A 16,780-nucleotide genomic window follows, 5' to 3' on the forward strand; every position below is an offset into this window, starting at 1 on the left:
AGGCTATGTAGATGTATATTGATATTACACATTATCTCACTGTTTCTGCTTTGATGTTTACAATTGGTATTGCTGGAATTTTTCTCAACAGAAAAAACGTGATTATTATCTTGATGTCCATTGAGCTTATATTGCTTTCAGTTAATCTCAATTTTGTTGCATTTTCAGCATTTCTTCATGATCTCGTTGGTCAGATATTTGCTTTATTTGTCTTAACTGTAGCAGCTGCTGAATCTGCCATTGGTTTAGCAATTCTGGTTGTTTTTTTCCGTAATCGTGGTTCCATTGCGGTTGAAGATGTTAATGTAATGAAAGGCTAACCAGTGATGTATTATACGATTGTCTTTCTTCCGCTTTTGGGCTTTTTAATTGCTGCACTAGGTGGAAAAATGATAGGAGATCGTGCGAGTGAATTGATAACATGTAGCTTTATGGTTGTTGTTGCCATATTATCGTGGATAGCATTTTTCAGTATTGCACTTGGTCATATTCCAGCGGTTGATGTATTGGTATTACATTGGATTACTATTGGTGACTTAAGCTTTAATTGGGCTTTACATGTTGATGCATTAACAGCTGTCATGCTTATTGTTGTGAACAGTGTTTCGGCATTGGTGCATATTTATTCAATTGGTTATATGCACCATGACCCTTCAAGATCTCGTTTTTTTTCTTATCTTTCTTTGTTTACATTTATGATGCTTATGTTGGTCACATCCGATAATTTGATTCAGATGTTTTTTGGATGGGAAGGTGTCGGACTTGCTTCTTATTTACTCATTGGTTTTTGGTTTCAGCGCGATTCTGCTAATAAGGCCGCAATGAAAGCTTTTGTAGTTAACCGTGTTGGAGATTTTGGTTTTCTCTTAGGAATCTTTAGTATTTTTGTTTTATTCCAATCGGTTGATTTTTCCTCTATTTTTGCAAAAGCTGCAAACAATAGCTTTATACAAAATATGACATTTTTAGGTTGGCAATTTGATGGGCAGACGGCAATTACCATTACATGTCTTTTATTATTTATTGGTGCTATGGGAAAGTCAGCACAGTTTCTTTTACATACATGGCTGCCTGATGCAATGGAAGGACCAACCCCTGTATCAGCGCTTATTCATGCCGCTACAATGGTAACGGCTGGTGTTTTTATGGTTGCGCGTATGTCGCCAATTTTTGAACTTTCTTCGACTGCTTTGACCGTGATTATTATTGTTGGAGCAACAACAGCGTTTTTTGCAGCAACTGTGGGGTTGGTGCAGAATGATATTAAACGTATTATTGCTTATTCTACATGCTCTCAACTTGGTTATATGTTTGTGGCATTAGGTGTTGGAGCTTATGGCGCTGCTGTCTTTCATCTTTTTACGCATGCTTTTTTTAAAGCTTTATTATTTCTTGGTGCAGGTTCTGTGATTCATGCTGTATCTGATGAACAAGATATGCGAAAAATGGGTGGGTTACGCAAACATATAAAGGTTACCTATTGGATGATGATGATAGGAACCATTGCATTGACAGGTGTGGGAATTCCAGGAACACTTTTCGGGACTGCAGGTTTTTTTTCAAAAGATGCGATTATAGAGTCTGCTTTTGCATCCCATAATATTGCTTCAGGATATGCTTTTTATCTTCTTGTTTTTGCAGCTTTATTAACAAGTTTCTATTCATGGCGGCTTATCTTTATGACATTCCACGGTAAACCACGGGCAACAGTTGATGTTATGCATCATGTTCATGAATCGCCTCCAGTTATGTTGATTCCACTCTTTATTTTATCTATTGGAGCAATATTTTCTGGTGTCGTTTTCCAACCTTACTTTTTTGGTGACTTGTATAATGCTTTTTGGAAGGGAGCATTATTTACAAGCAACCACAATCACATTCTTCATGATGCTCACCATGTCTTTAATTGGGTAAAATGGTCGCCATTTATAGCGATGGTTCTTGGGTTTATCTTAGCTTATTTATTTTATGTTTCTATTCCATTTCTTCCTAAGAAAATGGTTCGTATTATGCCAGGAGCATATAACTTTCTTTACCAAAAATGGTATTTTGATCAATTATATAACTTTTTGTTTGTTCGTCCTACCTTTAGAATTGGTTCTTTTCTTTGGAAAGTGGGAGACGCTAAGATTATTGATGGTCTAGGTCCTAATGGTATCGCGGCGCGTGTTGTTGATATTACAAATAGAGTTGTTCGAATGCAAACAGGCTATCTTTACCACTATGCATTTGCAATGCTTATCGGCGTTGCATTACTCATTACATGGATGATGATCGGGGGCGTAAACTAATGACCGATTGGCCTATTCTTTCTACGGTTACATTTTTGCCACTTGTTGGTGTGCTTCTGATTTTGTTTATCAAAGATGATAGTGAAGTAGCACGCCATAATATACGTAATGTCGCATTTTTTACGACTCTATTTGTTTTTATTATTTCTTTAATTATTTGGATAGGATTTGATTCTAGCAACCAAAATTTTCAAATGGTTGAAAAATCCAGTTGGTTAAGGGGTGGCATTAGCTATCATATGGGGGTTGATGGTATTTCTATTCTTTTTGTTGTTCTCTCGGCTTTTCTTTTGCCTTTCTGTATTTTAGCAAGTTGGGAGAATGTTAAAGAGAGATTAAAGGCTTATATGATTGCGTTTCTTCTTCTAGAAGTTGCGATTATTGGCGTTTTTTGTGCTCTTGATGCAATGCTATTCTATGTTTTTTTTGAAGGCAGCCTCATTCCAATGTTTATCATTATAGGTGTATGGGGTGGAGCACGCCGTGTTTATGCAAGTATAAAGTTTTTCTTATATACTTTACTTGGTTCAGTGCTTATGCTGGTTGCTCTTATGGTTATGTATTGGGAGGCTGGGACACTTGATATACCAACTTTACTCAATTATCAATTTCCTGCTCATATGCAAATATGGCTATGGCTTGCATTTTTTGCTTCTTTCGCAGTTAAAATGCCAATGTGGCCAGTTCATACATGGCTCCCTGATGCTCACGTAGAAGCACCGACAGCGGGTTCGGTTATTTTAGCTGGTGTCTTACTCAAATTAGGTGGGTATGGTTTTCTTCGTTTTTCTTTGCCTATGTTTCCTATCGCTTCAGCAGATTTTGCACCTTTGATTTTCACATTATCGCTTATCGCTATTATTTATACATCGTTGGTTGCACTTGTTCAAAATGATATCAAAAAACTTATTGCTTATTCTTCAATAGCGCATATGGGGTATGTAACAATGGGCATTTTTGCTGCGAATGAACAAGGGATACAAGGGGCTATTTATCAGATGCTATCCCATGGAATTGTTTCAGCAGCGTTGTTTCTTTGTGTCGGGGTTATCTATGATCGCTTGCATACACGTGAAATTTCAGCGTTTGGTGGTTTAGTAAATAATATGCCTAAATATGCTGTTGTTTTCTTAATTTTCACTATGGCAAATGTTGGTTTGCCTGGAAGCTCAGGATTTTTGGGTGAATTTTTAACCTTAATAGGTGTTTTTCAAGTAAATAAATTGGTTGTTGTTTTAGCAACAACAGGTGTTATCTTATCAGCAGCCTATGCCCTTTATCTTTATCGGCGTGTGGTTTTTGGTTCCTTGGATAAAGAGAATTTAAAAGTATTAATAGATCTTTCTTTAAGAGAAAAATTTATCCTTTATCCAATGGTTATTCTTACAATATTCTTTGGTATCTATCCAATGCCTATTCTTAAAGCAACGGCGTTTTCCGTAGAAACCCTCATCAATAAACTGCACTAGATAAGGGAACAATGTACATGCAAACTGAAATAATAGCGCAATTAGTCTTAATTCTTCCGGAGCTTTTAATTGCATTAGGGGCTGTTGTGCTGCTTATGATTGGTGTTTATTCTAATACGCGTGCTTCTTTAACAGTGACAGGTTTAGCCATGGCACTTCTTGTGGCAACCATTATTATTCTTATAGTTTTTCCGAAAAATGGTTCATTTCAAACCAATGCGCTCATTATCGATTCCTTTGGTCGTTATATGAAAATTTTAATGCTTATTGGTGCACTCTTTTCTCTTATTATGTCTGTTGGTTTTGCCAATGCACAAAAGTTTAATATATTTGAATTTCCAGTGCTTGTTCTTTTAGCAACCCTTGGAATGATGTTTATGATTTCAGCGGGTAATATGCTGTCGCTTTATATGGGGTTAGAACTGCAATCTTTAGCTTTGTATGTTTTAGCAGCGATTAATCGTAATAATGTAAAATCTTCTGAAGCTGGTATAAAATACTTTGTTTTAGGAGCATTATCTTCAGGGTTGCTGCTTTACGGTATTTCTTTGCTTTATGGTTTTACCGGTCAGATTGGTTTTCACGAAATTGCTCTTGCTTTAAAAGATAAAAATTTACAATTGGGGGTCATTTTTGGTATTGTCTTTATTTTAGCTGGTTTGGCTTTCAAAATTTCTGCTGTTCCATTTCATATGTGGACACCTGATGTTTATGAAGGAGCGCCAACACCAATTACAGCATTTTTTGCTGGTGCCCCTAAAGTTGCTGCAATGGCTTTAATCATCCGTATTATTGTGATGACCTTTATTCCTCTAGGGCATATTGATAACGTGATGCCTGCATGGCAACAAATTTTGGTCTTCATGTCACTTGCATCAATGATACTTGGCGCATTTGCAGCAATTGGTCAAAATAATATTAAACGCTTAATGGCTTATTCGTCGATCAGTCATATGGGTTATGCACTTGTTGGTTTATCTGCTGGAGATATGCTAGGAATAAAAAGTGTTATTCTTTATATGACGATTTATCTTGGAATGACGATTGGCTCGTTTGCTTTTATTCTTGGAATGCGGTCTAGAAATGGCAATGTTGAAAATATTTATGATCTTTCAGGGTTAGCAAAGATAAATCCGTTTATGGCTATTGTTATGACAATACAGCTTTTCTCTTTAGCCAGTATACCACCTATGGCTGGTTTTTTTGGGAAGTGGTATACATTTTCTGCTGCTGTCCATGCTGCTCTGACGCCACTTGCAGTCGTTGGAATGATAACGTCTGTCGTTGGAGCTTTTTACTATTTACGAGTCATTAAAATTATGTGGTTTGATAACGCAAAAGCGCATTTTGTTGCTTTATCGAATGAGCTTCAATTTTGTCTCGGTCTTTCTGCATTGTTTATTTTATTTTATATACTTTTTGGGGTTTGGTTCGCTGAATTAGCAGAAAAAGCAGCTGCTGCATTGTTTTAATGAATATGGTTTATATTTTATCAGATTTTGCTCAAGAACAAGGATACACTGTTGAAGCATACGATAGTGTTGATTCAACAAATCTCATTGCGCAACGAAAAGCGCAAACTGGTCATCAAGGTAATCTTTGGATTGTTGCACAAGAACAATCACGGGGAAGAGCAAGAAGAGGGAGGAGTTGGTCTAGTCCAAAAGGGAACCTTTATTCTAGTCTTTTATTAATTGATGATATTGTTTATCAAACTGCAGCTCAACTTGGTTTTGTTGCTGGAGTAAGTGTGGCAGAGGCAATAAAACAATTGATAAAAGATGAAAAGCAAACAAACAATATTGTGAGTTTAAAATGGCCAAATGATATTTTGCTCAGAGGAGCAAAAAGCTCTGGAGTTTTGCTTGAGATTTTAAAATTGTCATCACAACAATATGCATTGATTATCGGTATTGGAATAAATGTGAAATATAATTATGAAGATGCACCTTATCCCACTTCAAGCTTAAAGAATATCGGTTTGCATATTGAATCAGAACAATTATTTACAGTTTTGACGGAGTGTTTTTCTAAAAATTACCTTCTTTGGAAACAACCAAAAGGATGTGAAATAATCCGAAAAAAATGGCTTTTATATTCTGCTCACCTTGGGAAACATGTAAAAGTGGTGAATGATGAAAAAGTCATTGAGGGTATTTTTGATGGTCTTGATAGTGATTTTAACTGCATCATAAAGAAAAAAAATGGTCAGACAGCCATTATGACAGCTGGAGATGTTCATTTTGGTTCGGCTGGCTTCTGTTAATGCAGGTCGTTATTAAAAAATTATTTTACCATCAGATACCTTAATGATTTGGGAGATGTTTATGGTTGCAGCCAATAAGAATGAATTTGTTTTTTTACCTCTGGGAGGTGTAGGTGAAATAGGGATGAATTTAGCTGCTTACGGATTTGGTCCCAAAAATCTTCGTGAATGGCTTCTGGTTGATATGGGGATTAGTTTTGCTGGTTCTGAATTCCCCGGAGTCGATCTTGTTTTGCCTGATATTCGTTTTCTAGAAAGTGAAAAACATAATATACGGGGTCTTGTTTTAACACATGCACACGAAGATCATTATGGGGCCGTTCTTGATTTATGGCCAAAGTTACAAGTTCCAATTTACTGTACGCCTTTTACGGCAGGATTATTGGAAACTAAAAAACAATTAGATTTTGAATCTCAAAAAATTTTACTCAATATTTTTCAAGCTGGTGATTGTTTTCAGGTAGGTTCATTTGCTGTAGAGGCTATAGCTGTTAACCATTCAATACCAGAATCTGTATCTTTAGCAATTACAACCTCTTTGGGGACTGTGATTCATACTGGTGATTGGAAAATTGATCACACTCCTTCACTTGAGGCTGTAACGGATGAAAAAAGATTTCGTGCGTTAGGCAAAAAAGGCATTCTAGCATTACTTTGTGATTCTACAAATGCGTGTCGGGATGGTATATCTCCATCAGAGCAGCAAGTTCAAGCCAGTCTTTCTGAGATTATTTCCAAAGCTGAAGGGCGCGTTGCAATAGCAACGTTTTCTTCTAATATTGGTCGGATACGTTCTATTGCTCTTGCAGCTGAAGCTGCTGGACGTAAAGTGCTTGTCATTGGGCGCTCCCTTAAGCGAAGTATTATGGTTGCACAAGAGCTTGGTTATATGAATGGTTTAGCACCATTTGTAACGGAAGATGATTATGGTTACATCTCGCGAAAAGGTCTTGTTTTAATTGTCACGGGGAGCCAAGGTGAGCCATGTGCTGCTTTGGCTAAACTGTCACGTGATGGAATGAGAAATATTGCACTTTCCGCTGGTGATACCGTTATTTATTCATCACGAAGTATTCCAGGAAACGAAAAAGCGATTATTGAGATACAAAATCGTTTCATTGATTTGGGTATTGAAATTATTACGAATGAAGATGCACTTGTTCATGTTTCAGGTCATCCTCGTCGTTCAGAACTTTTACAGATGTATGATTGGATAAAGCCACAAATACTTGTTCCTGTACATGGGGAAGCAATACATCTTAAGGCTCAGGCAACTTTAGCACGACAAGCGGGTATTAAAATTGTTACGGATATCAGAAATGGACATATGTTACGTTTTGCACCAGAGCCTGTAGAAGTTGTTGATCAAGTTCCTATTGGCCGTATCTATAAGGATGGTTGCTTAATTGGAGATGCAGATGAATTAGGGATCCGTGAACGCCGGAAACTAAGTTATGCTGGTCATGTTACTATTTCTCTCCATATAAATAGTAAGCATAAATTATTAGGGGATATAGGTCTAACAACATGCGGATTACCTGAAAGTAATGGAAAGGGAGAAAGTTTAAAAGATATTCTTTTAGATATTGTAGAAAATACAGTTTATAATATCCCACGCATAAAACAGAAAAATAATGAACTTATTCGAGAGGCAACACGACGTGCAGTGAGGGCGGCTGTTCATGAAATTTGGAAAAAAAAACCTATATGTACAGTTTTTTTACATCGGTCAAAATAAAGAACTTTCATATTACGTTGTTTAAAAAGAGAAGAGCATTTTTATTTTATTGCTAAATAAAAAAATAGAGAATGAAGCACAATAAATTTTTAAATAATAAGATCGTTATATTTGCAAGTATTCAGAATGCGGCTATAGATGAACAGAGGGTGTAATAAATTTTCCGATATGATAGGTCTGATTAGGAGTTAATTATTTTAATGCGTCTTTCTCAATATTTACTTCCACTTTTAAAAGAGAATCCTAAAGAAGCAGAAATTGTTTCTCATCGCTTCATGTTACGGGCTGGAATGATTCGACAACAAACATCAGGGATTTATTCTTGGCTTCCTTTGGGAAAAAAAGTGCTTGATAAAGTTTGTAGAATTATTCGTGAGGAGCAAGAACGTGCGGGTGCAATAGAAATATTGATGCCTACAATTCAATCCGCTGATCTTTGGCGTGAAAGCGGTCGTTATGATGATTATGGTTTCGAAATGCTTCGCATTAAAGATCGTCAAAAGCGTGATTTACTTTATGGTCCAACCAATGAAGAGATGGTAACAGATATTTTTCGCTCATATGTTCGTTCTTATAAAGATCTTCCACTTAATTTGTATCATATTCAATGGAAATTTCGTGATGAAATTCGTCCACGTTTTGGTGTGATGCGGGCACGAGAATTTTTAATGAAAGATGCTTATTCTTTTGATCTTGATTATGAAGGCTCTAAAATATCTTATAATCGTATGTTTGTTGCTTATTTACGCACTTTTTCTCGTCTTGGCTTAAAAGCAATTCCTATGCGTGCAGATACAGGTCCAATAGGGGGGGAACTTAGTCATGAATTTATCATTTTGGCTGAAACGGGAGAGAGCGCTATCTTCTGTGATAAACAATTTCTTGAACTTACAGTTCCTGATAGTTCAATCGATTTTAGTGATAAAGCTCTTTTAGAGGATATTGTTAAACAATGGACATCTTTTTATGCAGCGACGGAAGAAATGCATAATGAAGAGGAGTGGACTAAAGTTTCTGATCATAATCGTCTTTCAGCGCGTGGTATTGAAGTAGGGCATATTTTCCACTTTGGCACGAAATATTCTGCTCCAATGGAAGCAAAAGTTATGGGACAAGATGGAAAAGAGCATGTGGTTTCTATGGGATCTTATGGTATTGGACCTTCGCGTCTTGTTGCGGCCGCTATTGAGGCTTCTCATGATGAAAATGGTATTATTTGGCCAAAGTCGATGGCACCATTTGATTTTGGGATTATCAATATGAAATCCGATGATGAAAAATGTACACAGGCATGTGAGTTTCTCTATCAAGGATTAAAGGATGCTGGTTTTGATCCGTTATTAGATGATAGAAATGAACGTCCTGGATCAAAATTTGCAACAATGGATTTGATTGGTTTACCAACGCAAATCATTGTTGGTCCTAACAGCATTGCACAAAATGAAGTTGAAATTAAAGATCGAAAAACAGGTGTAAAAAAATCTCTAAAGGTTGAAGATGTACTCAGCCAACTTTCTATAATTTAATAGGAAATGTTATGAAGAGGCTGAAAAACAAAAGGTTTTCATCTTATGAGTGGATGATCGCTTTTCGTTATATGATTCCCAATAAAAAACATGCCGTTGCATCTGTTATTTCAATTATTTCTCTTATTGGGATTATGTTGGGAGTATTCGCCCTGGTTGTTGTTATGGCGGTGATGAATGGCTTTCGTACAGAACTTCTCAATCGTATTCTTGGTATGAATGGGCATCTTATTATTCAAACAGTTGATTCTGGTTTTTCTGATTATAAGACTCTTATTTCTTCTTTAGAAACTACAAATGGTGTGAAGTTTGCTTTGCCTGTTATTGAGGGTCAAGCGCTTGTTCAAGGTGAAGTTCAAGGTGGCTCTGGCGCGTTAGTTCGTGGTATGCGCAAACAAGATCTAGAAAAGCTTAAAACAGTCTCTCAAAACATTAAATTAGGATCGATTTCTCGGTTTGATCAAGAAGAAGGTGTTGCAATTGGAAGTGGCTTAGCAGAAAAATTGGGACTTACAGTTGGAAAAGATCTTCGTATTATTACTCCAGATGGTGATGAGACTCCTTTTGGCGTGACCCCACGTGTGAAAGCTTATAAAGTCGTTGCTATTTTTGAAGTTGGTATGTCTGAATATGATTCAATATTTATCTTTATGCCTCTCCATGAAGCACAAATGTTTTTTAATTTGGGAGATAAGGTTCAATCTTTGGAGTTATTTCTAAATGATCCTGATGATGTTGATCAAATAAAACCTGTTGTAGAAAAAGCATTTGATCAACAAGTTTATTTAATTGATTGGCGTACACGCAATCAGGCTTTTTTTTCAGCTTTACAGATTGAACGAAATGTTATGTTTTTCATTCTTTCTCTGATCGTTCTTGTTGCTGCTTTAAATATTATTTCAGGGCTGATTATGCTTGTAAAAGATAAAAGTCATGATATTGCAATTTTACGTACGATGGGGGCTCAACAGAGTGCGATTTTACGTATATTTATCATTACAGGAATGATGATTGGTTTTATTGGAACTATATTAGGTTTAGTTTTAGGTGTTATTGCGACCACGAATATTAATCATATCCAAGACTTTATATCTTGGTTATTTAATGTCGACGTTTTTAATCCTCAACTTTATTTTTTAACAAAATTGCCTGCACAAATTGAGTGGAAGCAGACTATCTTGGTTGCTATGATGGCTTTATTCTTGTCGTTTCTTGCTGCTCTCATTCCGGCATGGCGTGCTGCTAAGCTAGATCCCGTACAAGCTTTGAGGTATGAATAATGACAGCTATTTTAGAGCTTGTAGAGATTGAAAGACGCTTTTTTGAGAGTCATAAGCCGCTCATTGTTTTAGATAAAGCGAATTTTATTCTTAATCGTGGAGAGCTTGTCGCACTTGTTGCACCATCTGGTGCTGGAAAATCAACACTTCTTCATATTGCTGGGTTATTAGAAAAACCAACAGCTGGTGATGTGATGTTACGGGGTGTTTCTTGTGCAAAGCGCTCTGATCGTGAGCGAACAGCTATAAGACGAAATGATATTGGTTTTGTTTATCAATTTCATCATTTACTTCCGGAGTTTACGGCATTAGAAAATGTCATGATACCGCAAATGATAGCAGGATTAAAAAAATCCATAGCAGAAGATCGTGCACGCAAATTATTGACGTATCTGCGTGTTTCTCATCGTGCCAACCATCGTCCCTCAGAGTTATCGGGAGGAGAACAACAACGTGTTGCTATTGCACGTGCAGTAGCAAATGGCCCTTCGGTTCTTTTGGCTGATGAACCTACAGGAAATCTTGATCCAGTAACTTCAGCTTATGTCTTTCAAGCTTTATCTATCCTTGTTCGTCAGTCTGGTCTTTCTGCTCTTATTGCAACACATAATTACGCTTTAGCTAAGCAAATGCATCGTCGAATTACACTTAAAGAACAAAAAATTATAGAACTTCCTTAAAGGAAAGGGACAAATTTTATACGACTAATTGAATAGTTTATATTACTTTATTCAAGGAGATTTTTTATGACAGTTTTTGTCGTTGACAAAAATCAATTAGATGTGCGTCGTCGTCGATTGATTTTTCGTGCATGGCATCGCGGTATTCGTGAAATGGATCTCATTTTTGGACATTACGTCGATGCTCATATTACTGGAATGAATGATAAAACGCTCTCTGAACTTGAGTATATTATGTCTTTTGATGATCGTGATTTACTCACATGGATTACTGGAGAAATTTCGCCACCCTCTGAAGTTGATAGTCCACTTTTTCGTGATATTGCCAATTATCGTACTTGCTTAAGTTATTAATCCCGATGCCTATATTTAAAAAAATTGTTATTCCCAAAAATAATTCTGTTCGTATGATTTTTGATGGAGTTACTGATGGATTTGAAGCCTTTGTGCTTGCTAAATTAAGTTCAGAAATTGCCCAAGGTAAACCGCTCATCTATGTTGTCCGCGACGGAACAAAAATTGTGCATTTACAACAAGTTTTAAATTTTATTGAGCCCAATTTACCCGTACTTCAATTTCCTGCATGGGATTGTTTACCTTATGATCGTGTATCACCAGGAATTGCTGTTATGGCACGTCGACTATCAGCATTGGCACACATAGCAAATTTACGTAAAGATCCACATCCTGCAATTATATTAACAACAGCAAATGCGGTTATGCAAAAGTTACCTCCTCGTGAAATGATAGAAGCTCAGCTTATTCACGCACGTGTTGGACAGCGCAATAACATGGGAAATCTTATTCAATTTCTAGAAACCAATGGTTTTGAACGCGTTACGGTTGTCCGTGATGTTGGTGAATTTGCTGTAAGAGGAGGAATACTTGATATCTTTTCTCCGATGGATATTGAACCTTTACGTCTTGATTTTTTTGGAGATACCCTAGAAAGTATCCGCGTATTTGATCCAGAAAGTCAAAGGACAACAGGCCAAAAAACTGAACTTTTATTACAGGCAATGAGTGAGGTTGTTCTTACGCCAGAACGCATCAGCTGTTTTAAAAGCAATTATATCCGTACATTTGGTGTATCACAAAAAAATAACATGCTTTATGAAGCAATTGCTCAAGGTCGACGTTTTGCCGGTATGGAACATTGGCTTCCATTTTTTTATGAAAACCTTGATAGTTTTTTTGACCATTGTGGCAACTTACCGATAGTTTTTGAGCACCTTATAGAAGAAGTCTTTATTGAGCGCTATCGTCTTATTGAAGACTATTATAACGCGCGCAAAGAGCGCGAAAATGATGAAAAAAATTCTACTTCTTATCATCCAATAGATCCTAGTCTTTTCTATTTAACGCCAGAGCGTGTCTTAAAAGGTGTGCAACAATCTTCACAGCGTATTGATTTTTCGCCTTTTAATATTCCACAAAGTTTGGAACAAACTGTTATTCACACCAATGTTAAACAAGGATATGATTTTGTAAGAGAGCGTAATGCGCAGGAAAAAAATGTTTTTTCAAGTGTTATTGATCATATCGCATCTTTACGCACTGCTGGTAAAAAGGTGCTTTTAGCGTGTTGGAGTGAAGGATCTCTCAATCGTTTGCTACAAGTTCTCGACGAGCATGGATTGAAAAAAATAGATGTTGCAAAATCCTTACAAACTGTCAAAGCAACACCACGAGATCGCGTATTAGCAGCTGTTATCATGATAGAACATGGTTTTGAGGCTGAAGATTTGGCTATTATAGCAGAGCAAGATATCCTTGGCGATCGTTCTATAAGATCGTCAAAGCGGCGTAAGAATAATACAAATTTTATTTCTGAAATTTCTGCTTTAAATTCTGGTGATATTATTGTGCATATTGACCACGGTATTGGTCAATTTGTTGGTCTTAAAACCATCAGAACCACTGGAATTTTACGAGATTGCCTTGAAATTAGATATGCTGGAGGTGATTTACTCTTTTTACCTGTTGAAAATATTGAGCTTCTCTCACGTTATGGCTCAGAAGGAACAGAGGTAACTTTAGATAAATTAGGGGGTGTTGCTTGGCAAGCACGTAAAGCTCGGCTTAGAAAACATTTATTGGAAATGGCAGGGCAATTAATCCGTATAGCTGCAGAGCGTATGACTCGCGCTGCGCCTGCTTTACTTCCACCAGTTGGACCATTTGATGAGTTTGTTGCTTGCTTTCCCTACGAAGAAACGGAAGATCAAATGAATGCAATTGAGGCTGTTTTAGACGATTTAGCCTCAGGCAAGCCGATGGATCGCTTGATATGCGGTGATGTTGGTTTTGGAAAAACTGAAGTAGCCATTCGAAGTGCTTTTGTTGCAGCTTTAAATGGATATCAGGTTGCTGTTGTTGTACCGACGACTTTGCTTTCACGTCAACATTACAAGACATTTATTTCGCGTTTTCAAGGATTACCGGTTAAAATTGGACATGCTTCAAGGCTTGTAAAAGCGAAAGAACTTGCACAAGTAAAAAAAGGTCTTTCAGATGGTACAATCGATATTGTCATTGGAACCCATGCATTATTAAGTGGTGCAGTTAATTTTTCACGGTTAGGCCTTCTTATCATTGATGAGGAGCAGCATTTTGGTGTCAAACACAAAGAGCGTTTAAAAGAACTTAAAAGTGATATTCATGTTCTCACACTTTCAGCAACTCCAATACCACGCACTTTAGGGTTAGCCTTATCGGGAGTACGTGAACTTTCATTGATAACAACACCCCCCATTGATAGAATGGCGGTTCGTACTTTTATTTCACCATTTGATGCACTTGTTATACGAGAGACCCTGCTTCGAGAATATTATCGTGGCGGACAAAGTTTCTATGTTTGTCCTCGTATTTCTGATCTAGCTTTTGTAGAAGAATATCTCAAAACACATGTACCAGAACTGAAATTCGTTGTGGCTCATGGACAAATGCCGGCTGGACAACTTGATGATATCATGAATGCATTTTATGATGGGCAATATGATGTTTTGCTATCGACAACCATTATTGAATCAGGTCTTGATATTCCAACAGCTAATACATTAATTGTGCATCGTTCTGAGATGTTTGGTCTTTCTGCCCTTTATCAGTTACGAGGGAGAGTAGGGCGCTCAAAACAACGTGCTTATGCTCTCTTTACATTTCCTGCTGGTAAAGTTTTAACAGAGTCTGCTGATCGCCGTCTTAAAGTTTTACAATCTCTTGACACCTTGGGAGCCGGTTTTCAATTGGCAAGCCATGACATGGATATCCGCGGTTCAGGCAATTTTTTAGGTGAAGAGCAATCGGGGCATATCAAAGAAGTTGGATTTGAACTCTATCAAAAAATGCTTGAAGAAGCTGTTGCTGAATTAAAAGATGGAGAGCTAAATGAAGATAAGCAATGGTCTCCTCAAATTTCTTTTGGTACAACAGTGATGATACCAGAAAGTTTTGTGCCTGACTTGCCATTACGTATGGGGCTTTATCGTCGTTTAACAGAACTTGATGATTTAGAACAAATTGATGAATTTTCAGCGGAGTTAATTGATCGCTTTGGTCCTTTACCACTTGAAGTTCAACACCTTCTTAAAGTCTTTTATATCAAAACATTGTGTCGAAAAGCGCATGTAGAAAAATTGGATACTGGACCAAAGGGGATTGTTATACAGTTTCGCAATAATTATTTTGCAAATAGTGTTGCTCTTGTTCAGTGGGTTGAAAAACAAGGTTCGATGGCAAAAATTCGACCAGATCAAAGTATCGCTCTTATTCGTGATTGGTCCACAGCGGATGAAAGGTTTGTTGGAGTAACGAATATTATGACACAGCTTGTTGAAATGGCAGAACAACATTCTGTTTAAAAATTTTTTATTGTTTCAGAACTGTTACTCATTTTTGTAAAATTATTCTATAAAACAAAAAGTTATTTATTTTTTATAAGAATAAAATTTAAGTTTATAATAAAAGAACTCCTTACATATTAATTTTACGTTCTTTATTATAATACATATTGATACAATTAAGAAAATAGCTTAAACGGTTTAATCGCAATAAATGAAACGTGCATATTAAGTGTTTTCTCTAAAAAGAAAAAAATTAGGCCAAGATAATATGCTTTCTTCATTACAAAAGTTTCTAACGATAGTTTTTTTACTCCCTGTAATATATGGGCTCACGCTGAGTTATCTTCTGAGTAACAATACTAACATTAAAAAACAAAAGAAAGAATATTAAAGATAGCATACAATTTATTAAAGAAAGTATTTCTCATTCAGATATTTGGAAAAAAATTTTAAAGCAGAATACTGTAAGCGTTTGCAGGAACGGGATAAATTTTTAAAAGAACTGAAAGATCTGAAGGATGAATATTATAATTTTGGTTCGAAATTACAAAATCTATTTGAAAAATAATAAAATTTATCTCTAGGATACATATAGCGAGAGAGTACGAAGTAGGAGAATATGAAGAAAAGCTGAATTATTTAATAAATGGAAAATTATCCTCATAATGAAAGAATTGCTAACAGAAGGCTCTTAATAGCTATGAAAAACAAATATTTGATGATGTAAAAGATAATATTACAGAAGGTGGTCGGATTATGAGAGATTTATCTATATTGTGTAGAACATTGAAATAATTATATAATATAATGCTTCTAGACAAGAGAAAGAATATTATAAATGCGTATGCATTCTTATGTTGAAAAATAGTTAAATTAAAAATTATTGTTTTATTTTTGTAAAAATGTTTTAAAAATAAATAATTAATTTCCTATAACATTATAATTTACTAACTTTATAAAAAATAATTCTATAATAATATCTCATTAAAAAATTACTCATTTAAATACAGAAGAATTAAGATGATTTAATAAATGATATATAAAATAAATTTATTTATATTATATTTTTTATATTAAATGATACTTTTATATTTAAGTGATAAAAGCACATTTTTTGTGTTTTATTTTCATGCATTATTTTTTGCGCTTGTAGATTTTTATTTTTAGCTGATTAATTATTTCAATGACGATACATTTATGTATCATAAAGTACAATAAGAGCTATACTTTATAGCTCTAGGTTAATTTATACAGGAGGATAGAATGACATGTTAAATTCATTTTTACATTAAAATTTAAATGATTAACAATTTGTATATTTGATGTTGTAAAAGATAAAAATGAATTTATAATAATTTATTATTTTAGGAGATTATTTTATTTAAGAAATAACTTAAAATAAATTAATAAAAGCTATATTTTTATTATTTTGTTCAATAGTTTTATCTATAAAGCTAATTCCGCTTGTGATGTACAAGTGTGTAAATTTTATTGATTCAATATAAGAGAGATTTGCGCTATTAGGATCTTTCATATAATATAGAAAAAAGATAATTTGTTATTATAAATGAAATATTTTCAATAGTTATAAATTTTTTCTCTAAGAGAATGTGTTATTTAATTAAAAAAGCAGCACTTCTGTAGTAGCGTATTTTTAAACTAAACTTTTTAGTTAAAAGCTATAGAAT

Annotated in this window: 10 protein-coding genes and 1 pseudogene; all 11 read left to right on the top strand. The window is 35.4% G+C overall.

Translation table 11 applies throughout. The features are described from left to right. Positions 1–11 precede the first annotated feature (11 nt). The 11 genes and pseudogenes from nuoK to mfd all read left to right on the top strand — a co-directional run bounded on the left by nuoK (position 12) and on the right by mfd (position 15,110). On the top strand, positions 12–320 hold the full coding sequence (gene nuoK, locus ACFIJS_RS04130; RefSeq protein ID WP_375650208.1) for an NADH-quinone oxidoreductase subunit NuoK: 309 nt from the start codon (positions 12–14) through the stop codon (positions 318–320). A 6-nt stretch (positions 321–326) separates the two neighbouring features. Further along, a complete protein-coding gene (gene nuoL / locus ACFIJS_RS04135) occupies positions 327–2,291 on the top strand; it encodes an NADH-quinone oxidoreductase subunit L (protein ID WP_375650331.1) in 1,965 nt (654 codons plus the stop codon). Further along, positions 2,291–3,760: an NADH-quinone oxidoreductase subunit M gene (locus tag ACFIJS_RS04140; RefSeq protein WP_375650332.1), complete on the top strand. Its 1,470-nt coding sequence runs from the start codon at positions 2,291–2,293 to the stop codon at positions 3,758–3,760. The genes nuoL and ACFIJS_RS04140 overlap by 1 nt, the downstream gene beginning before the upstream one ends. A 17-nt stretch (positions 3,761–3,777) precedes the next feature. Then, entirely contained in the window at positions 3,778–5,232 is a 1,455-nt protein-coding gene (gene nuoN, locus ACFIJS_RS04145; RefSeq protein ID WP_375650210.1) for an NADH-quinone oxidoreductase subunit NuoN, read from the top strand. Further along, positions 5,232–6,042 (top strand): annotated as a pseudogene (locus ACFIJS_RS04150) (biotin--[acetyl-CoA-carboxylase] ligase). The gene nuoN and the pseudogene ACFIJS_RS04150 overlap by 1 nt, the downstream one beginning before the upstream one ends. Before the next feature lie 45 nt (positions 6,043–6,087). Beyond that, positions 6,088–7,764: a ribonuclease J gene (locus tag ACFIJS_RS04155; protein ID WP_375650213.1), complete on the top strand. Its 1,677-nt coding sequence runs from the start codon at positions 6,088–6,090 to the stop codon at positions 7,762–7,764. Positions 7,765–7,964: 200 nt separating this feature from the next. Further along, the gene (proS, locus tag ACFIJS_RS04160) at positions 7,965–9,290 is read left to right on the top strand and encodes a proline--tRNA ligase (protein WP_375650215.1); all 1,326 of its coding nucleotides are present in this window, start codon (positions 7,965–7,967) and stop codon (positions 9,288–9,290) included. A gap of 11 nt (positions 9,291–9,301) precedes the next feature. Continuing rightward, entirely contained in the window at positions 9,302–10,570 is a 1,269-nt protein-coding gene (locus tag ACFIJS_RS04165; RefSeq protein ID WP_375650217.1) for a lipoprotein-releasing ABC transporter permease subunit, read from the top strand. Further along, positions 10,570–11,250, top strand: a complete 681-nt coding sequence (locus ACFIJS_RS04170) for an ABC transporter ATP-binding protein (protein ID WP_375650220.1) — start codon at positions 10,570–10,572, stop codon at positions 11,248–11,250. The genes ACFIJS_RS04165 and ACFIJS_RS04170 overlap by 1 nt, the downstream gene beginning before the upstream one ends. Positions 11,251–11,316: 66 nt before the next feature. Next, a complete protein-coding gene (locus tag ACFIJS_RS04175) occupies positions 11,317–11,604 on the top strand; it encodes a succinate dehydrogenase assembly factor 2 (protein ID WP_375641998.1) in 288 nt (95 codons plus the stop codon). A gap of 5 nt (positions 11,605–11,609) precedes the next feature. After that, on the top strand, positions 11,610–15,110 hold the full coding sequence (gene mfd / locus ACFIJS_RS04180; RefSeq protein WP_375650223.1) for a transcription-repair coupling factor: 3,501 nt from the start codon (positions 11,610–11,612) through the stop codon (positions 15,108–15,110). Positions 15,111–16,780: the final 1,670 nt, after the last annotated feature.

Source organism: Bartonella sp. OT172YNZD, assembly GCF_042193725.1.
GTDB classification, from domain to species: domain Bacteria; phylum Pseudomonadota; class Alphaproteobacteria; order Rhizobiales; family Rhizobiaceae; genus Bartonella; species Bartonella grahamii_A.